The 19,283-nt window shown below is 72.7% G+C and carries 18 protein-coding genes; 12 read left to right on the top strand and 6 right to left on the bottom strand.

Annotation, left to right across the window (positions count from 1 at the left end):
• Window positions 1–123 precede the first annotated feature (123 nt).
• The 5 genes from KKR01S_RS03540 (at window position 124) to KKR01S_RS03560 (ending at window position 3,988) form a co-directional block, all read left to right on the top strand.
• Window positions 124–801 carry an SDR family oxidoreductase gene (locus KKR01S_RS03540; protein ID WP_058731365.1) on the top strand — a complete coding sequence of 226 codons (678 nt, stop codon included), beginning with the start codon at window positions 124–126 and terminating at the stop codon, window positions 799–801.
• Between the two features lie 168 nt (window positions 802–969).
• Window positions 970–1,287, top strand: coding sequence for an acylphosphatase (locus tag KKR01S_RS03545; RefSeq protein ID WP_058731366.1), 318 nt, complete (start codon window positions 970–972; stop codon window positions 1,285–1,287).
• Window positions 1,284–2,264: a cation diffusion facilitator family transporter gene (locus KKR01S_RS03550; protein WP_081046275.1), complete on the top strand. Its 981-nt coding sequence runs from the start codon at window positions 1,284–1,286 to the stop codon at window positions 2,262–2,264. Before KKR01S_RS03545 ends, KKR01S_RS03550 begins: the two co-directional genes overlap by 4 nt.
• Complete coding sequence (locus KKR01S_RS03555) at window positions 2,261–3,088, top strand: spermidine synthase (protein WP_058731367.1); 828 nt, start codon at window positions 2,261–2,263, stop codon at window positions 3,086–3,088. The genes KKR01S_RS03550 and KKR01S_RS03555 overlap by 4 nt, the downstream gene beginning before the upstream one ends.
• A 63-nt stretch (window positions 3,089–3,151) precedes the next feature.
• Window positions 3,152–3,988: a hypothetical protein gene (locus tag KKR01S_RS03560; protein WP_058731368.1), complete on the top strand. Its 837-nt coding sequence runs from the start codon at window positions 3,152–3,154 to the stop codon at window positions 3,986–3,988.
• A gap of 226 nt (window positions 3,989–4,214) precedes the next feature.
• On the opposite strand, the gene purB is transcribed toward KKR01S_RS03560, so the two are convergent.
• The gene (gene purB / locus KKR01S_RS03565; protein WP_061225305.1) at window positions 4,215–5,678 is read right to left on the bottom strand and encodes an adenylosuccinate lyase; all 1,464 of its coding nucleotides are present in this window, start codon (window positions 5,676–5,678) and stop codon (window positions 4,215–4,217) included.
• A 287-nt stretch (window positions 5,679–5,965) separates the two neighbouring features.
• Between purB and KKR01S_RS10950 the strand changes: the two genes are divergently transcribed.
• The 6 genes from KKR01S_RS10950 to KKR01S_RS03595 all read left to right on the top strand — a co-directional run bounded on the left by KKR01S_RS10950 (window position 5,966) and on the right by KKR01S_RS03595 (window position 13,646).
• Window positions 5,966–6,499, top strand: coding sequence for a hypothetical protein (locus tag KKR01S_RS10950; RefSeq protein WP_058731823.1), 534 nt, complete (start codon window positions 5,966–5,968; stop codon window positions 6,497–6,499).
• A complete protein-coding gene (locus KKR01S_RS03575) occupies window positions 6,496–8,298 on the top strand; it encodes an alpha/beta hydrolase (protein WP_165596155.1) in 1,803 nt (600 codons plus the stop codon). Before KKR01S_RS10950 ends, KKR01S_RS03575 begins: the two co-directional genes overlap by 4 nt.
• Window positions 8,299–8,340: 42 nt before the next feature.
• On the top strand, window positions 8,341–9,507 hold the full coding sequence (locus tag KKR01S_RS03580) for a histidinol-phosphate transaminase (protein WP_061225367.1): 1,167 nt from the start codon (window positions 8,341–8,343) through the stop codon (window positions 9,505–9,507).
• A gap of 140 nt (window positions 9,508–9,647) precedes the next feature.
• Window positions 9,648–10,799 (top strand): pyruvate dehydrogenase (acetyl-transferring) E1 component subunit alpha, encoded by a 1,152-nt coding sequence (gene pdhA, locus KKR01S_RS03585; RefSeq protein ID WP_058731825.1) that lies wholly within the window; start codon window positions 9,648–9,650, stop codon window positions 10,797–10,799.
• A gap of 151 nt (window positions 10,800–10,950) precedes the next feature.
• Window positions 10,951–11,922: an alpha-ketoacid dehydrogenase subunit beta gene (locus KKR01S_RS03590; protein WP_058731827.1), complete on the top strand. Its 972-nt coding sequence runs from the start codon at window positions 10,951–10,953 to the stop codon at window positions 11,920–11,922.
• Window positions 11,923–11,990: 68 nt separating this feature from the next.
• A complete protein-coding gene (locus KKR01S_RS03595; RefSeq protein ID WP_061225307.1) occupies window positions 11,991–13,646 on the top strand; it encodes a dihydrolipoamide acetyltransferase family protein in 1,656 nt (551 codons plus the stop codon).
• A 166-nt stretch (window positions 13,647–13,812) separates the two neighbouring features.
• Here KKR01S_RS03595 and KKR01S_RS03600 read toward each other — a convergent pair whose 3' ends face one another.
• The 3 genes from KKR01S_RS03600 to KKR01S_RS10955 are packed head-to-tail and all read right to left on the bottom strand — an operon-like array spanning window position 13,813 to window position 15,747.
• Complete coding sequence (locus KKR01S_RS03600) at window positions 13,813–14,817, bottom strand: hypothetical protein (protein ID WP_061225308.1); 1,005 nt, start codon at window positions 14,815–14,817, stop codon at window positions 13,813–13,815.
• Window positions 14,814–15,536, bottom strand: coding sequence for a sugar O-acetyltransferase (locus KKR01S_RS03605; protein WP_061225309.1), 723 nt, complete (start codon window positions 15,534–15,536; stop codon window positions 14,814–14,816). Before KKR01S_RS03605 ends, KKR01S_RS03600 begins: the two co-directional genes overlap by 4 nt.
• 52 nt (window positions 15,537–15,588) lie before the next feature.
• Entirely contained in the window at window positions 15,589–15,747 is a 159-nt protein-coding gene (locus tag KKR01S_RS10955; protein ID WP_165590101.1) for a hypothetical protein, read from the bottom strand.
• Window positions 15,748–15,801: 54 nt separating this feature from the next.
• Here KKR01S_RS10955 and KKR01S_RS03610 point away from each other — a divergent pair, with 54 nt between their 5' ends.
• The gene (locus KKR01S_RS03610) at window positions 15,802–17,508 is read left to right on the top strand and encodes a long-chain-fatty-acid--CoA ligase (protein WP_061225310.1); all 1,707 of its coding nucleotides are present in this window, start codon (window positions 15,802–15,804) and stop codon (window positions 17,506–17,508) included.
• On the opposite strand, the gene KKR01S_RS03615 is transcribed toward KKR01S_RS03610, so the two are convergent.
• Window positions 17,505–18,218, bottom strand: coding sequence for a methionine ABC transporter permease (locus KKR01S_RS03615; protein ID WP_061225311.1), 714 nt, complete (start codon window positions 18,216–18,218; stop codon window positions 17,505–17,507). The genes KKR01S_RS03610 and KKR01S_RS03615 overlap by 4 nt on opposite strands.
• Window positions 18,218–19,276 carry a methionine ABC transporter ATP-binding protein gene (locus KKR01S_RS03620; protein WP_375542909.1) on the bottom strand — a complete coding sequence of 353 codons (1,059 nt, stop codon included), beginning with the start codon at window positions 19,274–19,276 and terminating at the stop codon, window positions 18,218–18,220. The genes KKR01S_RS03615 and KKR01S_RS03620 overlap by 1 nt, the downstream gene beginning before the upstream one ends.
• Window positions 19,277–19,283: the final 7 nt, after the last annotated feature.

Here is a 19,283-nt window from a genome sequence, read left to right on the forward strand (position 1 = left end):
TGCCCGGAATAACGGCCCCGGCCGACCCCGTTGCACCGGATGACACGCCGCGAACAGCGGGAATCCCCGCGACGCCCCCGGGTGGCGGATGCCGCGCGGGACCCCGCAGAACAGGAGCACACCATGAGCACCATCGGCATCATCGGCGGACACGGCAAGGTCGCCCTGCTGGCGGCCCCCCTGCTGGTCGAGCAGGGCCACCGGGTCCGGTCCGTCATCCGCAAGCAGGAGCAGATCGCCGACGTCGAGCAGACCGGGGCCGAGGCCGTGGTCCGCGACGTCATGGACCTGTCCACCGATCAGATCGCCGCGCTGTTCCGCGATCAGGCGCTGGACGCCGTCGTGTGGTCCGCAGGCGTGGGCGGCGGGGACCCGGAGCGCACCTGGAAGGTGGACCGCGACGCCGCGATCCGCACCATGGACGCCGCCGTGCAGGCCGGGGTCTCCCGCTACGTCATGGTCTCCTACCTGGGCTCCTCCCTGGAGCACGAGGTCCCGAAGGAGGACGACTTCTACGCCTACGCCCAGTCCAAGGCCGAGGCCGATGAGCACCTGCGCGGCACCTCCCTGGACTACACGATCCTCGGTCCCGGGATGCTGACCCTGGAGGAGCCCACCGGGAAGATCGACGTCACCACGGACCCGCAGGATGCCGACACCTCCCGCGCCAACGTGGCCCGTGTGATCGCCGCGGTGCTGGCCGATGACTCCACCATCGGCAAGGCCATCCCCTTCACCGACGGGGACACCGCGATCGCCGAGGCCGTGGCCGGCGCCCCGGAGAGCACCCGGCTCGCCTGAGCCGCCCGACCGAGGCCGCCCTCCCACCTCGACGCCGCCCGCACCCGCCCCTTCCGGCGGGTGTGGGCGGCGTCATCGCGTCCCGGGCCGCGCTGGGAGATACTGACTCCCGGGGCCCGCGCCGCGGGCTCACGCAGACCTGACCGTCCGAGACGCGAGGAGCACACCATGGTCTTCCGGCAGCGCAAGAACGACGACGCCGAGCGCCCCGCCCCCGAGGCGCGGCTGGAGGCCACCGTCTCCGGGCGCGTGCAGGGCGTGGGGTTCCGCTGGTGGACCCGCGGGATCGCCGTGGACCACGGCCTCACCGGCTACGCCGAGAACCTGCCCGACGGGGACGTTCAGGTGGTGGCCGAAGGCACCCGCGACGGGGTGGAGGCGCTGTACGCCCAGCTGACCTCCGGGGACACCGCCGGGCACGTCAGCGACGTCCGGCACCGCTACACGAGCGCGACCGGCGAGTTCGAGGACTTCGGCACCCGGTGAGCCGGAACCACGATCACGGGGACGGCGGGCACACCCCGGAGGAGCACCCCCACGGCCACGACGCCGGGGGACACGGACACACCCACGGCGTCGGGGCCGGGCGGCGTCGGCTGAGCATCGCCCTGGGCATCGGGCTGGTGCTGTTCGTCGCCCAGCTCATCGGATCCATCATCACCGGGTCCCTGGCGCTGCTGTTCGACACCGCCCACGTGCTCACCGACGCCGCCGGGCTGGCCATGGCCCTGGGGGCTGCGGTGCTCGCCCAGCGTCCGGCCACCGCCCACCACACCTGGGGGCTCAAGCGCGCGGAGATCCTCGCGGCCACCGTGCAGGCCGCGGTGCTGCTGGGCGTCGGAGTGTTCGTGGTCATCGAGGCGGTGCAACGCTTCGTGCATCCCGAGCCGGTGGCCGCCCCGGAGATGATCCTGTTCGGGGTCATCGGGCTCGTGGGCAACATCGCCGCCCTGCTCGTGCTGACCGGCGGCCAACGGAACCTCAACCTGCGGGCGGCCTTCCTGGAGGTGGTCAACGACGCCCTGGGCTCCGTCGCGGTGATCCTCTCCGCCCTGATCATCACCTGGACCGGGTGGGTGCAGGCCGACGGCGTCGTCGCCCTGCTGATCGGGCTGCTGATCATCCCGCGGGCCCTGAAGATCCTCGCCGAGGCCGTGGGGGTGCTCCTGGAGCGCACCCCGCCGGGCCTGGACCTGGATCGGGTGCGTCAGCACATCGAGGCCCAGCCGCACGTGGTGCGGGTGCATGACCTGCACGCCGGGCGCATCTCCACGGACCTGCCCTTCCTCACCGCGCACGTGGTGCTGGAGGACGAGTGCTTCGAGGACGGGCACTCCGCGCAGCTGCTGTGCACCCTGCAGGAGTGCATCGCGGAGCACTTCGACGTCTCCATCGCCCACTCCACGATCCAGCTGGAGCCGGCCCGCCACGCCGCTCATGAGGCCCAGGACTTCACCGTATGAGCGTCGGCGACGCCGGGGAGGGCCCGGAGGCCACCGTGCAGCTGTCCTTCTCCGGGGCCACCGCCAGGGTGCGCCCCGACGGGTGGGGTGAGGGCGGCGTCGTCCTGGAGATCGACGGCGCCGAGCAGTCCCACGTGATCCCGGCCCACCCGGAGCGGATCCGCTACGAGTACCTGCGGCGCATCGCCCACCTCGCGGATCTGATCGGGGAGCCGGGGGAGCCGATCGCGGCGGCGCACCTGGGGGCGGGGGCCCTGACCCTGCCGCGATACGTGCAGGCCACCCGGCCCGGGTCGGCGCAGGTCGCGGTGGAGATCGAACGCGAGCTGCCCGGCTTCATCACCCGGCACCTGCCGCTGCCGCCCGGCACGGATCTGCGGGTGGTCATCGACGACGCCCGCGCGGCTCTGCCCGGGCTGCGCTCGGCCGCCGGCATGGGGTCGGCGCAGGGATTCGACCTGGTGGTCGTGGACATCTTCGCCGGGGCGGACTCCCCGGCGCACCTGGCCTGCCGGGACTTCTACGCCGAGGCCCTGGCGCAGCTGGGCTCGCGGGGGATCCTCGCCGTGAACGTGGGGGATGACCCGCCTCTGGACTTCTTCGTCGCGCAGGCCGCCGCGCTGGATGCGGCCGCCGCCGACGCCGGGCTGCCCGGTCCCTGGACCCTCACCGACGCCGGGATGCTCACCGGGCGCTGTCCCGGGAACCTGATCCTGGCCGCCGGGCCGGGGCTGGGCGAGGAGCACCGGGCTCGGCTGGAGGCGGCCGGGCCGCATCCGGCGGCCGTGCTGGATCCGGTGCGCACCCGGGCCTTCCGGCCCTGAGCCGCGCGGGCGCGTCCCATGATCGCTCGGGCCGAGGGCCTTCTGACGTGGTTCAATGAACCCATGGCACCGAATCTCTCCGAGTCCGCCCTGAAGAACGCCTTCGACGACGACGGCAAGCCCAAGCCCGCCCTGAACAAGGCCCTGGACTCCGTGCTGCGGATCCAGCGGCCGCTGGTGGTCGGGTCCATCAAGCGGATGCGTAAGAAGCACCCGAAGGACACCCCCGAGCAGATCCTGAAGCGCATCGAGAAGATCTACCTGCGCGACGTCACCGTCGGCGGCGGTGCCATCGGCGCCTCCGCGTTCGTGCCCGGGATCGGCACCGCGACGTCGCTGGGGCTGTCCTTCGTCGCCATCGGCGGGTACCTGGAGCGCACCGCGATCTACTGCCAGTCCGTCGCGGAGCTGAACGGGGTCCACGTGCAGGACCCGGAGAAGGCCCGCACCATGGTCATGGCGCTGATGCTGGGCGAGGACGGCAACGTGCTGATGTCCCAGATCCTCGGGCAGGCCGGCAAGGGCCGGGGCCTGTCCAGCAAGTGGGGTCAGATGATGGGCAAGGACGAGTCCAAGGGCTTCTCCGTGTCCAAGACGATCCGCACCATGTTCGTCAAGCGCTTCCTGGCCCGCCAGTCCGGCGCGATGCTCGGGCGCGCCCTGCCCTTCGGTCTGGGGGCCGTGGTGGGCGGCGGGGCCAACCTGGCGCTGGGCCGGAAGGTCATCTCCTCGACCCACGAGGCCTTCGGCGAGGCCCCGGCCCTGTTCCCGGACTCGCTGCAGCTGGACGGAGTCGCCCCCAAGTTCGAGGACCGGCGCGATGAGCGCCGCGCCAAGATCCTCTCCGGCGAGATCCGGCCCAGGAAGTTCGACCAGGCCGGGCCCGCCGCCGAGGACTGAGCCGACCGGGCCAAGATCCTCTCCGGGGAGATCTGGCCCAAGAAGTCCGACCAGGCCGGGCCCGCCGCCGAGGACTGAGCCGACCGGGCCGAGTTGCTCGGATAGCGCCGCTCGGATAGCGCGACGGCCCCCGGGCCCCCTTCGACGAGGGGGTGCCCGGGGCCGTCGCGTGAATCGGGCCGGCGGGGCCCGCCCGCCGTCGCCCCGGCTGAGACCGGACCGGGGTTCAGTCCCGGGCCCAGTCCACCAGGGCGGCGGCGATGCCGTGGTAGGCGGCGGGGGTGAGCTCGGCCAGGCGGCCGGCGGCGGCGTCGGGCAGCCCCAGGCTCCCGACGAACTCCCGCAGCCGCTGCTGGTCCACCCGGTGCCCGCGGGTCAGCTCCTTGAGCCGCTCGTAGGGGCTGTCCAGGCCCGGCGCGCCGGCGATCGCCTCCGCGCGCATGACCATCTGGATGGCCTCGGCCAGCACCTCCCAGTTGTGCTCCAGGTCCTCGGCCAGCACCTCCTCGGCCACCGCGAGCTTGGCCAGCCCCTGGGCGACGTTGGAGATCGCCAGCAGCGAGTGGCCGAAGGCCGTGCCGATGTTGCGCTGCGTGGTGGAGTCCGTGAGGTCCCGCTGCCACCGCGAGGTGCTCAGCGTCGTCGCCAGGGTGTCCAGCAGGGAGGTGGACAGCTCCAGGTTGGCTTCGGCGTTCTCGAAGCGGATCGGGTTGATCTTGTGCGGCATCGTCGAGGACCCCGTGGCGCCCTCCACCGGGATCTGGCGGAAGTAGCCGATGGAGATGTAGGACCACACGTCGGTGCACAGGTTGTGCAGCACCCGGTTGAACTGGGCGATGCCGGCGTAGAGCTCGGCCTGCCAGTCGTGGGATTCGATCTGCGTGGTCAGCGGGTTCCAGGTCAGCCCCAGTCCCTCGACGAAGGTGCGGGAGACCTCCTGCCAGTCCGCCCCCGGCACGGCGACGATGTGCGCGGCGTAGGTGCCGGTGGCTCCGTTGATCTTCCCGAGGATCTCCTGCTCGGTGACCCGCTTCAGCTGCCGCCGCAGCCGGAAGGCCAGCACGGCCAGCTCCTTGCCCAGCGTGGTGGGGGTGGCCGGCTGCCCGTGGGTGCGCGAGAGCATCGGGATCTCGCGGGTCTGCTCCGCCATCGCGAGGAGCTGATCCACGAGGTCGCGTGCGGCGGGCAGCCACACCTGCTCGACGGCGTCGCGGATGCCCACCGCCCACGCGAGGTTGTTGATGTCCTCGGAGGTGCACCCGAAGTGCACCAGCGGGGTCAGTCGCTCCAGACCCAGGGCCTCGAGGCGGCGTCCGATGTAGTACTCCACGGCCTTGACGTCGTGCACCGTGACGGCCTCGATCTCGGCGAGCTCGGCGACGGCGTCGGCGTCGAAGTCCGTCACCAGGGACCGCAGGCCGGCCTGCCGCTCGGCGTTCAGCGGCTCGAGCCCGGGCAGCACACGGTGTTCGCACAGGTGGATGAACCACTCCACCTCCACGTGCACGCGGTTGCGGTTCAGGGCCGCCTCGGAGAGGTGCTCGGTCAGGGGCGCGCTCTGGCGCCGGTATCGGCCGTCCAGGGGCCCCAGGGCCGGGGCGGGGGACTGGGCGGCGAGGCTGAGGCGGCCGTCGGGCAGGCGGGGGTCGGCGTGCTCGGACGGGGAGCCGGAAGGGGTCGGTGAGGCCATGCGGTCATTCTCGCACGGCCTCCCCGCGCCCCGGGGATCCGCGACGCCGGTGCTGCGGGAATCCTCGGCGGGAATCCACAGCCGGCTCCTTCCGCGGGTGAAGCGGGCCCGCCGTCCACAGGACCCCCGGGATCCCGCGGGAGGGGCGATTCGGGCCCGGGCGGTCCGGCGCAGGATGGGCGGGACGCCGGTCGCACCGCACGGACGGCGGCTGGCCCCCGATGGGGTTCGAGCCGCCGCCGGCTGCGGGACGGCCGATCACTGGGCACCTGAGGAGGGCGGCGGAGATGGACATGATGGACACGCTGGGGCTGGTGGCCCCCGGAGCGCTGACCGGGGCCGGGGCGGCCGCGCAGGAGCGGCTGCGCGCCCTGGCCGAGCAGGCCCGCACCTGCTCCCGGCAGATCCACGGCGCCGGTGAGCAGGCGGCCGGGGCCACCCGGATCGAGTGGGAATCGGAGGCGGCGCAGCTGTTCCGCACCGGGATGTCCCGGCACGGGAGCCAGGTGGTGCTGGCCCGGGACCAGCTGGAGCAGGCGGCCGTGGAGCTGGAGCTGGCCGGGGAGCAGATCCGGGCGCACCTGGAGGGCCTGGCCACGGCGATGGCCGCGGCCCGGGACCGCCTGGGGCAGGCCCTGCACCGGGAGACCCAGCGGCTGCTGGACGGGGTCCAGGATCTGGCCGGGGACACCGTGGAGGCTGGGCGGCGGGCCCTGGAGTCCGTGGAGGTCTGCGGGGCCCGGGCCGCCGCCGAGGCGCTGGGCGGGGATCCGCTGGCCGCCGGGGTGCGCAGCGCCCTGGCCCAGGCGGGGGTGCGGTGATGGGCGGGGTGTTCTCCCGGCTGGGGGAGTATGAGACGTTCCTGGGCGCCCCGGCGCAGGAGACCGGAGCTCTGCAGCACGATCTGGGCGCCGTCCCGGAGGGAGGGGCGCTGCTGCAGACCTCCGTCCGGCAGCAGCGGATCGACACCGAGGAGGTGTCTCGGGCCTCCCTGCTGCTGGGTGCGGCCGGTGTGGAGTACGGGGCCACCCAGCTGGAGGCGCTGCCGGTGCAGACGGAGACGGCCCTGGCCTGGTCCCACCTGTCCGTGCATGCCGCGCGCGCCGCGGACCTGCTGCTGCAGGCGCAGTCCACGATGCTGGAGCTGACGACGGACGCCGCGGACTACGCCGCCAAGCTGCAGGCTGCGGCCCTGTCCTACGAGCACGCGGAGCAGATCGCGGGGGCCCTGGTGGGCGTCTTCGACTCCTTCTACAGCGGGGCCGTGCGTCAGATCTTCACTTCCGCGTTCACCACGGTGCGCAGCCTGCCGTTGGTGCTGACCCCGCAGGGGGCCGCGGGTGCGGCCGGAGGGCTGGGGACGATGGCGCTGGTGGGGGTCGCGCTGGTGGGCGGATTCGGTGCGGATGCGCACCTGCGGGGCCGACGGGCCGCGGCCTCCTCCCTGCTGCGCGGGGGCTCCCAGGGGAAGCTGGAGGCCACCCTGCACGGGGCCCGGGGGATGAAGCAGGCGGAGCGGGCCGCCGGGATCGGCCTGGGGCGGGTCACGGGGTTCCGGGAGGCCGGAAGGAGCAGCGGCACCGTGCAGCGCGGCGGCGTCGGCGGGATCATGGCGCGGATCAACGCGGCGGGAAGTACGGACGTCCGGCTCGACGCCGAGCACGGGGCCCAGGAGGAGACCGCCCTGGGGCACGTGGACGTGCAGGTGGTGACCCGGCCCGACGGCACCCGGGCCTACACGGTCTCGATCCCCGGCTCCGATTTCGACAACCTGTGGGCGGAGAACGAACCCAACGGCACCTTCTCCGCCCTGGACCTGGCCTCCGCGGACGGGACCGCGAGCCTCGCCCAGTCCCCAGTGCTGATGCAGATGGTGGATCAGGCCCTGCGGGAGGCCGGGGCCTCCGCCTCCGACGAGGTGCTGCTCACCGGATTCAGCCAGGGCGGCATGACCGCGCAGGCGCTGGCCGCCAACGGGGACTTCCGCAGCCGGTGGAAGGTGGCCGGGGTCCTGTCGATGGGGGCGCCGACCTCCGCCTACGGCGGGATCCCCGAGGACATCCCGGTGCTCAGCGTCGAGGACGTCAACGACGTCGTGCCCGCCGTCCTGGCCGAGGGCAGCCGCCCGGCTAACGCCCAGACGCAGGAGGTGCACGTGAACATGGGTGAGGAGGAGTACGGCATCGGCCTGTTCGGCACGCACAACGGCGCTGGTTATGAGCACATGGCTCCCGCGGTGGCCCAGCAGCTGGGCCGCACCGGGGAGGGGCGGGAGTATCTGGCGATGCTGGATCGGATGATGCCGGAGGGCGCGGCGGTGAGCACCGTGACCTACGAGGCCGGCGCGGAGTACTACAACGCCGACCCCGACGATCCCCGCCGCCCCATCGCTCCGGTGAATCCGGCGTCGGTGGGCACCGCGAAGGAGGCGCTCGCCGCGGGGAAGGAGCTGGCCGGCGAGGCGGGGAAGGCGGCGGTGGGCGGGCTCACCCGGATGCCGGAGATCCGGCTGCCCGAGCCGTGCCCCGCCCCGCAGATCCCGCAGGGCGGGGAGTTCCCGGGGACCATCCGCCCGCCGCGCCTGCCCGGGCATCCGATGCCCTCCCCGGTGCTGCAGTGAGGCCCGGCACACCGGGGAGGGGCAGCGGCTACAGTGGTGTCCATGAGTCCCGAGAACTCCTCCGAGCCCCCCGCCCGCGACGCCGCCGGGCACCGCGGCATCACCCCGCGCCCCGTGTTCGACCAGCTGCCGGCCTACGCCGCCGGGAAGCCGCCGAAGGTCGTGGAGGGGCTCCGACAGTTCAAGCTGTCCTCCAACGAGAACCCGCTGGGACCGGTGCCGGCCGTCGCGGAGGTCATCGACGCCTTCCGGGACACCCACCTGTACCCGGATCCGCTGTCCACCCGGCTGCGCGAGGCCCTGGCGGGGCACCTGGAGGTTCCCGCGGAGGACATCGTCACCGGGGCGGGCAGCCTCGGGGCGCTGACCCAGATCCTCGCGGCCTTCGCCGGGCAGAACCCGGACGGGGTCCAGGACGAGGTCGTCTACCCGTGGCGCTCCTTCGAGGCCTACCCGATCGTGGTGGGCCTGGCCGGGGCCCGCTCGGTGCAGGTGCCGCTGACCGAGGACGGGGGCAACGACCTCGAGGCCATGGCCGCGGCGATCACCGAGCGCACCACCGTGGTGCTGCTGTGCTCCCCCAACAACCCGACCGGCCCGGCCCTGACCCGCGACGCCGTGGAGGCGTTCCTGAAGAAGGTCCCGGAGCACGTCGTCGTCGTGCTGGATGAGGCGTACTACGAGTTCTGCCGCCTCTCCGAGCTGACCGAGCGGGAGCGGGCCGAGGGCGGCCTGGCCGAGGGGGTGTCCCTGTACCGGGAGCACCCCAACCTGGTGGTGCTGCGGACCTTCTCCAAGGCGGCCGGGCTGGCCGGGCTGCGCGTCGGGTACTCGATCGCCCACCCGGAGATCACCCGCAGCCTGCGCGTGTCCGCCACGCCCTTCGCGGTGAGCACCTTGGCTGAGTCCGCCGCGGTCGCCGCGATCGCCCACCAGGAGGAGGTCGATGAGCAGGTCCGGTGGATCGTGGCCGAGCGGGAGCGCATCGTCGCGGCGCTGCGCTCGGACGGCTGGGAGGTCCCGACGACGCGGGCGAACTTCGTGTGGCTGCCGCTGGGGGAGCGCTCCGCGGCCTTCGCGCAGCTGGCCGAGGAGCACGCCCTGTCCGTGCGGGCCTTCCACCCGGAGGGGGTGCGCGTGAGCGTCGGCCCGCGCGAGGCCAATGACCGCTTCCTGGAGATCTGCCGGCACTTCCGGGAGCGCGTCTGAGGAAGCCGTCTCGAGGCCCGGGGCGGGTAGGCTGGGGCCAGGGCGGCCGGAGGCCGCCGCGGTGCGCCCGGGGCTCATCCCGGCCCGCTCCACGGCCCCTCTTCGCGACGCCGCCCATCCACCCCAGCCACGGAGGATCCATGGTCACCTCGCCGGAGGCGTCCGCCGCCCACCCGGGCGCCGTCGCAGGAGCCCTGCCGCTGGTCCGCATCCTGGACCAGGACGGGCGCCGCACCGCAGACCCGCGCTTCGACCCGTACCTGCGGGAGCTGTCCCGGCAGCACCTGGAGGAGGCCTACCGGCAGATGCTCGCCGTGCGCCGCTTCGACGACGAGGCCACCGCCCTGCAGCGGCAGGGCAAGCTGGCGCTGTGGGTCCCCTCCAAGGGGCAGGAGGCCGCGCAGATCGGCTCCGGGATGGCGATGCGCCCCACGGATTACGTCTTCCCGTCCTATCGCGAGCACGCCCTGGCGATGCACCGCGGCGTGGACCTCGCCCAGCTGCTCACGATCTTCCGCGGGGTCTCCGGCCACGGCTGGATCCCGCAGGAGCACCGCTTCCACCTGTACTCCTTCGTCCTGGCCTCCCAGATCCCGCATGCCGTGGGGTACGCCATGGGGCAGAAGCTGGACGGCGCCCGGGACGAGGCGACCGTCGTGTACTTCGGGGACGGCTCCTCCACCGAGGGGGAGGCGCACGAGTCCATGGTCTTCGCCGCCTCCTACGACGCCCCGGTGCTCTTCTTCGTGCAGAACAACCGCTGGGCGATCTCCGTGCCGTTCGCCACCCAGTCCCGCGTCCCCCTGGCCGAGCGGGCCGCCGGCTACGGCTTCGAGGGGATCCGGGTGGACGGCAACGACCTCCTCGGCGTCTATGCGGTGACCGCCTACGCCCTGGAGAAGATCCGGCGCGGGCAGGGGCCGGTGCTCATCGAGGCGGAGACCTACCGGCTCGGCGCGCACACCACCGCCGATGACCCCACCAAGTACCGCACCCGCGAGGAGGAGCAGGAGTGGGGGGCCAAGGATCCGCTGGTGCGCCTGGAGCGGCACCTGCGCGCCGAAGGGACGCCCGAGGAGTTCTTCGAGCAGGCCGAGGCGCAGGCGAGGGAGGGCGCCCGATCCATCCGGGAGGCCGCCCTGGCGGTGCCGGCCCCCGGGCTGGAGGAGTTCTTCGACCGGGTCTACGCCGAGCCGAACAGCCTCACGGCCGCGGAGAAGGCGTGGTTCCGGGAGTATGAGGCGGGCTTCGCCGATGCGGCGGCCGACGGCGAGCACGAGGAGGAGCGCTGAGATGATGGCACCCCGCGAATCAGCCGGGTCCGGCACCGGACCCGAGACGACGCCGACCGACCGCGTTCCGGAGCCCGAGGCCCCGGGCGCCGGCATCCCGGAGACGGAGATCCGCCGCTCCGCGACCGCCCACGACGAGCCGCGCCCCGAGGTGCAGACCCTGCCGATGGCGAAGGCCCTGAACCTGGCCATGGACGATGCCATGGCCGAGGACGAGAAGGTCCTGCTGATGGGCGAGGACATCGGGACCCTGGGCGGGGTCTTCCGGGTCACCCAGGGGCTGAAGCAGACCTACGGGGCCCACCGGGTCATGGACACCCCGCTCGGGGAGGCCGGGATCGTGGGCACCGCGATCGGCCTGGCCCTGCGCGGGTACCGGCCGGTGTGCGAGATCCAGTTCGACGGCTTCGTGTTCCCGGCCTTCAACCAGATCACCTCGCAGCTGGCGAAGATCCGGGCTCGCTCGGGCGGGCACCTGAGCCTGCCCGTCGTCGTGCGGATCCCCGACGGAGGGAACATCGGCTCGATCGAGCACCACTCGGAGTCCCCGGAGGCGCTGTTCGCACACACCGCGGGGCTGCGGGTAATGACCCCCTCCACCCCGCAGGACGCCTACTCGATGCTGCGCGAGGCGATCTCCTCGGATGACCCGGTGATCTTCCTGGAGCCCAAGCGCCGCTACTGGCTCAAGGGCGAGGTGGACCGGCGGATCACCGCGGACACCCAGCGGGCGCAGATCGTGCGCGAGGGCCGCGACCTGACCCTGGCCGCCTACGGCCCGCTGGTGCCGGTGGCGCTGGCGGCCGCCCAGGCCGCACAGGAGGACGGGCGCAGCATCGAGGTCCTGGACCTGCGCAGCATCTCCCCCCTGGACGTCGACGCCGTGGCGGCCTCCGTGCACAAGACGGGTCGGCTGGTCATCGCCCACGAGGCGCCGAGCTTCGGCGGGATCGGCGGGGAGCTGGCCGCGCAGATCGCGCAGCGCTGCTTCTACGCCCTGGAGGCGCCCGTGCTGCGCGTGGGCGGGTACCACATGCCCTACCCGGTGGCCGCGGTGGAGGGGGACTACCTCCCGGACATCGACCGCCTGCTGGAGGCCTTCGACCGTTCCTTCGCGTACTGAAGTTCCCTGGCCCCCGCGCCGCGCGCGGTGGTCGCGACGCCGGCTTGCTGCCGGCACAGGAGTGAGCCATGACTGACATCTTCACCCTCCCGGACGTCGGGGAGGGACTGACCGAGGCGGAGATCCTCTCCTGGAAGGTCGCCCCCGGTCACACGGTGGAATCCAACCAGGTGATCGTGGAGATCGAGACCGCGAAGTCCGTGGTCGAGCTGCCCTCGCCCTTCGCGGGCACGGTGCGCCGGATCCTCGCCGAGGAGGGGCAGACCGTGGAGGTCGGCGCCCCGCTGATCGAGATCGCCGGGGCGGACGCTGCCGAGGACTCCGGGGACCCCGAGGCCCCCGCCGGTGCGGCCGAGGAGGCCGACGGTGCGGGACCCGGTGACCGGTCCGCCCCGGTCGGCGCGCCGGGGGAGGCCCCCGATGCGGCCGGGACCGGGCGGCACCCCGAGACCACCGGGACCGCCGGCCGGGAGGGCGGCTCGTCCTCCCGCGCCCCGGGCGGATCCCCCGCCGATTCCCCGGCCGGCTCCCCTGCCGGCTCCGAGGGCGGGGCGGCCCTGGTGGGCTCCGGACCGAAGGCGGATCCCGTGCGTCGTCGGGCCCGGAAGCGCCCCAGCGGCGTCGTCGAGCCGTCCCCAGCGCCCCAGACCCCGCCGACCCCTCCGGCCGAGGAGCACCGGCGCGGGCCTCTGGCCGGGCTCAACTCCTTCAGCGCGGGGACCTTCGGGGCGAACCTCGCCGAGCGGGCCCGCGATGCCCTGAACCGGCTGCCGGGTCGCTCCCACGACGAGCCGATGCCCACCCCGGACGCCCACCAGCGGGTCCCGGGGGAGCCGCCGCGTCGTCCCACCCTCGCCAAGCCGCCGGTGCGCAAGGCCGCCAAGGACCTCGGCATCGACCTCGCCGATGTGCCGGGCACGGGAGCGCAGGGCCAGGTCACGCAGAAGGACCTGATCAACTACGCCGCGAACAGCCAGGATCTGGAGGCGGCCAAGCCCGAGCACTTCTGGATCCCGCAGGGCCGCGGCGGGGACCGGCTGGAGCGGGTGCCCGTCAAGGGCGTGCGGAAGGTGACGGCCAAGGCCATGGTCAAGTCCGCCTTCGAGGCCCCGCACGTGTCGATCTTCGTGGACGTGGACGCCTCCCGGACCATGGAGTTCGTCAAGCGGCTGAAGGCCTCCCCGAGCTTCGAGGGGGTGAAGGTCACGCCGCTGCTGATCCTGGCGAAGGCGATCATCTGGGCCACCGCGCGCAACCCGCAGGTGAACTCCTCCTGGACGGACTCGGAGATCCTCATCAAGCGGTACATCAACCTCGGCATCGCCGCGGCCACCCCGCGCGGGCTCATGGTCCCGAACATCAAGGACGCCCAGGAGCTGTCCCTGCGCGAGCTCGCGGTGGCGATCCAGGTGCTGACCAAGACGGCGCGTGAGGGCAAGACCCAGCCGGGGGATATGACCGGCGGGACGCTGACCATCACCAACATCGGCGCCCTGGGCATCGACACCGGAACCCCCATCATCAACCCCGGTGAGGCGGCGATCGTCGCCTTCGGGACCATCAAGCAGAAGCCGTGGGTGGTGGACGGGGAGGTCATCCCCCGCTGGGTGACCACCCTGGGCGGCTCTTTCGACCACCGGATCGTGGACGGGGACCTCTCCGCCCGGTTCATGGCCGACGTCGCCTCGGTGCTCGAGGAGCCGGCCCTGCTGCTGGATATGTGAGGATCCGGAGCCGTCGGACCATCCGAGCCCCCGCTCCGAGGCGGGGCTCGGGTGGGACGGCGGCTCCCGAGGAGGCGGAGGGACTCCTGGCCGGTGAGGACGACGTCCGAGATCCGCGACCGGCCGCGCCAGGCGGACGGTCGCCCCACGTCCCTGCCCGGGACGCTCAGAACGCCTGGAAGCCCCATCGGTCCGCGCGGCGGTGGTAGGCGGTGCCCCACCACCCGCCCAAGGTGGCCGCGGCCAGCGCGATCAGCGCGGTGCCGGCCACCGTCAGGCCCGTCCACCCGAGGTTCGCCCCGCCGTAGTCCTGGGCCGCGACCGGCATCGTCCCGCCGGCGGCCCCCAGACCCAGGGCCTGCACGACGATGCTGGACACCGCCGTGATCATCAGGAACCACAGGAACACCCCGACGCCCTGCTTGGCTCCGCCGAAGCGGGCCGCCCGGCCCGCGGCGTAGCCGCCGCCCAGATACCCCAGGAACACGGCCACCGCGTAGGCCAGCACCCACATCCCGGCATCCGCTTCCCCCGCGCCCAGACCGGACAGGGCCGCGCCGGAGGACTCCGGGGCGGGTCCGACGCCGAAGCGCGGCAGCGCCTGCTGCGCCAGCCACATCAGGAAGCCGGTCAGCGGCAGGGCCGCCAGCCAGCCGAGCAGCCCGGGCAGCAGCTGCACCCGCGCGTACTCCTCCTTCTGCCGGGCCACCACGACCGTGCGCAGCTGCTCCCCGGAGAGCACCCGGGCCGGCTCCTCCTCCCCGTAGGTCCCCGCGCCGCCGGGAGCGTGCGGGGACTCGAGCCAGGCCGTCGAGGCGTCGCGCCGCGATCCGGGGGCCCCGGGGGCATCCAGCACCCGGGTCGCGCTGGGATCCGCCGGGTGGGAGCCCGCACCCAGCACCCGCGTGGCGTCGGGATCCTCCAGCACCTGCGTGGCCTCCGGGTCCCCCTCGACGGCGGACAGGTGCCGCGGGGCGGCGCCCAGCACCTCGGTGGCCTCGGGATCCCGGATCACCTGCGTGGCCTGGGCATCCGGATCCCACCACCCGCCGTCCCGCGGGGAGCCGGGCTCCAGGGGGCGGGTGGCGCCGTCATCCACCCAGCCATCCCCGGCCCCATCCGCTCCCGATGATTCGGAGGAGCGCCACGGCGTCCGCCCGTCCCGGCTCACCGGGCCTCCTCCGCGCGCACCTGATCCCGGTACTCGGCCGGGAAGTTCTCCAGAGCGTACTGCCCCGTCCGCTCGGTCGGATCGATCCGGCGGATCACCCGGGCCGGGGTCCCGGCGACCACCGTGCCCGGCGGCACGTCACGGGTCACCACGGCACCGGCGGCCACCACCGCATCCCGCCCCACGGAGACCCCGGCCAGCACGATCGCCCCGCCGCCGAGCCACACGTTGTCCTCGATCGTGATGGGCAGCCCGCCCTCCCACTGCCGCTTCCGATCCACCGGGTTCAGCGGGTGGGTGGGGCACAGCAGCTGCACGTGCGGGCCGATCTGCACGTCGTCGCCGATGCGGATCTCGGTGACGTCCAGGGCTGTGAGCCCGAAGTTCGCGAAGACCCGGCTGCCCACGTGGATGTTGTACCCGTAGTCCACGTGCAGGGGCGGGCGGATCGCCACGTGCTCGCCCACCGAGCCCAGCAGCTCGGCCAGCAGGTCCTGGGCCGCCGAGCGGTCGGTGAGCATCAGCTCCCCGTAGCGGGCGGCCATCGCGGCGGCCTCCCCGGAGCTGCGGTGCACGACGCCGTCGGCGCCCTCGGCCGGGGTGGCTCCACCGCCGCGGTAGGGCAGGCCCGCGTGCATCCGCTCCCGCATGCTCAGCTCGGCGTCGCCGGGGGCGGGGGAGGCGGCCGCGGAACGGACCGGATCGCTGTGCTCGGACATGGACATGCTCCTCGGAAGGTGGGGAAGGGGAATGGCGTGCGGGGCCGTCGGCTCAGCGCCCGAAGATCACCACGAGCAGGATCACCAGCAGACCGACGCCGATGGCGACGCCTGTGGCGACCAGCAGCCGCCGGTTGATCTGCTTCATGACCTGGCGGACCTCGGCCTCGGTGAACGGACGGGTGCGCTGGGGGCGGCGGGGAGTGCTCATGGGCCACCAGTATTCCAGGTCACCGGGGCGAAGCCGATCGGTAGAATCTCCCCCATGGCTGATACGTCCCCCGCCGCATCGCCGCGGCCCTGGCTGAAGAACTACAACCCCGGCGTGGCCCACGACCTGGACCTGCCGGAGACCTCCCTGGTCCACGTGTTCGAGGAATCCGCGCGACGGGCCGGAACCCGACCGGCCCTGGAGTTCTTCGGCGCGAGGACGACGTACGCGCAGCTGGCCGAGCAGGTCTCCCGCGTGGCCGAAGGGCTGCGGGTCATGGGGGTGCAGCCCGGGGACCGGGTGGCGCTCGTGCTGCCCAACTGCCCGCAGCACGTGGTCGCCTTCTACGCGATCCTGCGGGTCGGCGGCGTCGTCGTGGAGCACAACCCGCTGTACACGGCCGGGGAGCTGCGCCACCAGTTCGAGAACCACGGGGCGAAGATCGCGATCGTGTGGGACAAGGCGGCCGCGAACATCACGGACCTGCCCTACGACCTGCGCCCGCGCAGGATCATCGCGGTGAACATGGTGGAGGCGATGCCCGCCGGGATGCGCCTGGCGCTGAAGCTGCCCGTCGGGAAGGCCAAGGCCGCCCGGGAGAAGCTGGAGGGCCCGGCCCGCGGGTGCATCCCCTGGCGCCAGCTGCTGAAGAGCGCGCCCATCGCCGAAGACCACCGCCGCCCCACGGCCCACGACCTCGCCCTGCTGATGTACACCTCCGGGACCTCCGGGACCCCCAAGGGCGTGGTCCTCACCCACCGGAACCTGGAGTCCAACGCCGCGATGGGCCGGGAGTGGATCCAGCCGGACGAGCGCGAGACCATCTACGCGGTGCTGCCCCTGTTCCACGCCTACGGGATGACCCTGGGCCTGGGCATCGCGATGGCCATCCGGGCCAAGCTCGTGCTGTTCCCGACCGTGGACATCGACCTGATCCTCACGGCCATGCGCAAGTCCCCGCCGACCATCCTCCCGGCGGTCCCGCCCGTCTACCAGCGGCTGCTGGAGGCCGCGGACGAGCGGGGCGTGAGCCTGTCCGGGATCAAGTACTCGGTCTCCGGGGCGATGAACCTGCCCGTGGACCTGGTCCAGGCGTGGGAGACCCGCACCGGGGGCTACCTGGTGGAGGGCTACGGGCTGACCGAATGCGCCCCGCTGGTCTCCTGCAACCCGCTCAACGACACCCGTCGGGCCGGGTCCATCGGCATCCCCTTCCCCTCCACCCTCATCCGCCGGGTGGATCCGGACACGGGTGAGGACGCCGCCGAGGGGCGCCCCGGCGAGCTGTGGGTCAAGGGCCCCCAGGAGTTCCAGGGGTACTGGAAGAACGAGGTCGCCACCCGGGAGACCCTCACCGCGGACGGCTGGCTGCGCACCGGGGATGTGGTGACCATGGACGAGGACGGGTTCCTGTTCGTCGTGGACCGGGTCAAGGAGATCATCATCACCGGGGGCTTCAACGTCTCCCCGTCCGAGGTGGAGACGGCCCTGAAGACCTTCGACCCGGTGGTCGACGCCGCCGTCGTCGGGATCCCCTCCGCGAAGGGCGGGGAGGAGGTCGTGGCCGCCGTCATCATGAGCCCCGGCACCGCCCTGGACGAGCAGGCGCTGCGCGAGCACTGCTACACCAAGGTCACCCGGTACAAGGTGCCCCGAAGGATCGTGGAGCTCGAGGAGTTCCCCCGCTCCATGCTCGGCAAGACCCTGCGCCGGGAGGTCAAGAAGCAGATGGAGGCCAAGCTCGACCGCGCCTCCGACTAGCGGCGCATGATCTTCCGGGCCAGCAGGTTGCCGACCAGCTGCACCAGCTGCACCAGGATCACGATGATGATGATCGCCACCAGGGTCACGTTCCAGTCGAAGCGCTGGTAGCCGTAGCGGATCGCGAAGTCGCCGATGCCGCCGCCGCCCACCGCGCCGGCCATCGCGGACATGTCCACGACGCCGATGACGATGAACGTGTATCCGAGGATCAGCGGACCCAGGGCCTCCGGCAGCATCACCGAGAACATGATCCGCAGCTTCGAGGCGCCCATCGCGCGGGCGGCCTCGATCACCCCGGGGTCGATGGAGACGAGGTTCTGCTCCACGATCCGGGAGATCGCGAAGGTCGCGGCCACCACCATCGCGAAGATCCCGGCCCTGATCCCGATGCTCGTGCCGATGGTCTGCAGCATGACCGGGCTCAGCGCGGCCAGCAGGATCACGAAGGGGATCGGGCGGATCAGGTTGACCACGAAGTTCAGCAGCGCGTTGACCGGCCGGTTGGCGAGGATGCTGCCCGAGCGGGTGGTGTACAGCAGGGTCCCGATGATCAGACCGAAGATCCCGGCCAGGACCATCGTCACCAGCACCATCTGCAGGGTCTCGGTCACGGCCGGACCGATCTTCGGCAGCACCGTGTCCCAGTCGGTGGTCTTGGCCGCCAGCACCGGGGCGTGGGCGAGGGCGGCGTCGAACTGTGCGTGCATCAGGCGCGCACCTCCTTCACGGTGGTCACGAGCTTCAGCTGCTCCACGGCGGCGTCGATCGCGGTGATCTCGCCGAGCAGCTCCAGGGTCAGGCGGCCGTAGGTGCGGCCCTGCAGGGTCTCCAGCCCGCCCTGCACCACGGTGAAGGTGACCCCGCGCTCCCCGAGTCGGGACAGCACCTGTCCGACCTCGGCCTGATCGTGGATCTCCACGTTGACCAGGTGCCCGCGGTGCCGGGCCTTCAGCTCCTTGGCCTCATCCCCGCTCGGGGCCTGCTTCACGGTGGTGGACACGAAGCGCTGGGCCGGGGCCGTCTGCGGGTCGGAGAACACGTCGTAGACGTTGCCCTCCTCCACCACGCGGCCCTTCTCCATCACGGCCACCCGGTCCGCGATCTTCGCGACCACGTCCATCTCATGGGTGATGACCACGATCGTGATGCCCAGATCCTCGTTGACCCGCTTGAGCAGGTCCAGGACCTCCTCGGTGGTCTCCGGGTCCAGCGCGGAGGTGGACTCGTCGGCCAGCAGCAGGTGCGGCTCCGTGGCCAGGGCCCGGGCGATGCCCACCCGCTGCTTCTGCCCGCCGGAGAGCTGATCCGGATGGCTCTTCGCCTTGTCCGCCAGCCCCACGAACTCCAGCAGCTCCGCGACCCGCGCCCGGCGCCTCTCCTTGGACCAGCCGGCGATCTTCAGCGGGAACTCCACGTTGGCCGCGACCGTCTTGGAGTTCATCAGGTTGAACTGCTGGAAGATCATGCCGATCTCCGTGCGGATCCGCCGCAGCCGGGATTCCCCGGCCCCGGAGATCTCCTGCCCGTCCACGGTCAGGGTCCCGGAGGTCACGGTCTCCAGGCCGTTGATCAGGCGCACCAGGGTGGATTTGCCGGCCCCGGAGTAGCCGATGATCGCGTAGATCTCGCCGCGGCGGATGGTGAGGCTGACGTCGTCGACGGCGGTCACGGAGCGGGAGCCGACCCGGAAGGTCTTGCTCACCCCGTCCAGGACCACCATCTCCGTCCCGGACTGCTCGGGGCGGGTGCGGGTCTGTGCTGTCATGGTCTCC

The organism is Rothia kristinae NBRC 15354 (assembly GCF_001570865.1).
In the GTDB taxonomy this organism is placed as follows: domain Bacteria; phylum Actinomycetota; class Actinomycetes; order Actinomycetales; family Micrococcaceae; genus Rothia; species Rothia kristinae.

Excerpts from the sequence above, each read along its gene's own strand:
- KKR01S_RS03540 (WP_058731365.1), top strand. The coding sequence starts at position 124 with ATGAGCACCATCGGCATCATCGGCGGACACGGCAAGGTCGCCCTGCTG.
- KKR01S_RS03545 (WP_058731366.1), top strand. The coding sequence starts at position 970 with ATGGTCTTCCGGCAGCGCAAGAACGACGACGCCGAGCGCCCCGCCCCC.
- KKR01S_RS03555 (WP_058731367.1), top strand. The coding sequence starts at position 2,261 with ATGAGCGTCGGCGACGCCGGGGAGGGCCCGGAGGCCACCGTGCAGCTG.
- KKR01S_RS03560 (WP_058731368.1), top strand. The coding sequence starts at position 3,152 with ATGGCACCGAATCTCTCCGAGTCCGCCCTGAAGAACGCCTTCGACGAC.
- purB (WP_061225305.1), bottom strand. The coding sequence starts at position 5,678 with ATGGCCTCACCGACCCCTTCCGGCTCCCCGTCCGAGCACGCCGACCCC.
- KKR01S_RS10950 (WP_058731823.1), top strand. The coding sequence starts at position 5,966 with ATGGACATGATGGACACGCTGGGGCTGGTGGCCCCCGGAGCGCTGACC.
- KKR01S_RS03580 (WP_061225367.1), top strand. The coding sequence starts at position 8,341 with ATGAGTCCCGAGAACTCCTCCGAGCCCCCCGCCCGCGACGCCGCCGGG.
- pdhA (WP_058731825.1), top strand. The coding sequence starts at position 9,648 with ATGGTCACCTCGCCGGAGGCGTCCGCCGCCCACCCGGGCGCCGTCGCA.
- KKR01S_RS03595 (WP_061225307.1), top strand. The coding sequence starts at position 11,991 with ATGACTGACATCTTCACCCTCCCGGACGTCGGGGAGGGACTGACCGAG.
- KKR01S_RS03605 (WP_061225309.1), bottom strand. The coding sequence starts at position 15,536 with ATGTCCGAGCACAGCGATCCGGTCCGTTCCGCGGCCGCCTCCCCCGCC.
- KKR01S_RS10955 (WP_165590101.1), bottom strand. The coding sequence starts at position 15,747 with ATGAGCACTCCCCGCCGCCCCCAGCGCACCCGTCCGTTCACCGAGGCC.
- KKR01S_RS03610 (WP_061225310.1), top strand. The coding sequence starts at position 15,802 with ATGGCTGATACGTCCCCCGCCGCATCGCCGCGGCCCTGGCTGAAGAAC.
- KKR01S_RS03615 (WP_061225311.1), bottom strand. The coding sequence starts at position 18,218 with ATGCACGCACAGTTCGACGCCGCCCTCGCCCACGCCCCGGTGCTGGCG.
- KKR01S_RS03620 (WP_375542909.1), bottom strand. The coding sequence starts at position 19,276 with ATGACAGCACAGACCCGCACCCGCCCCGAGCAGTCCGGGACGGAGATG.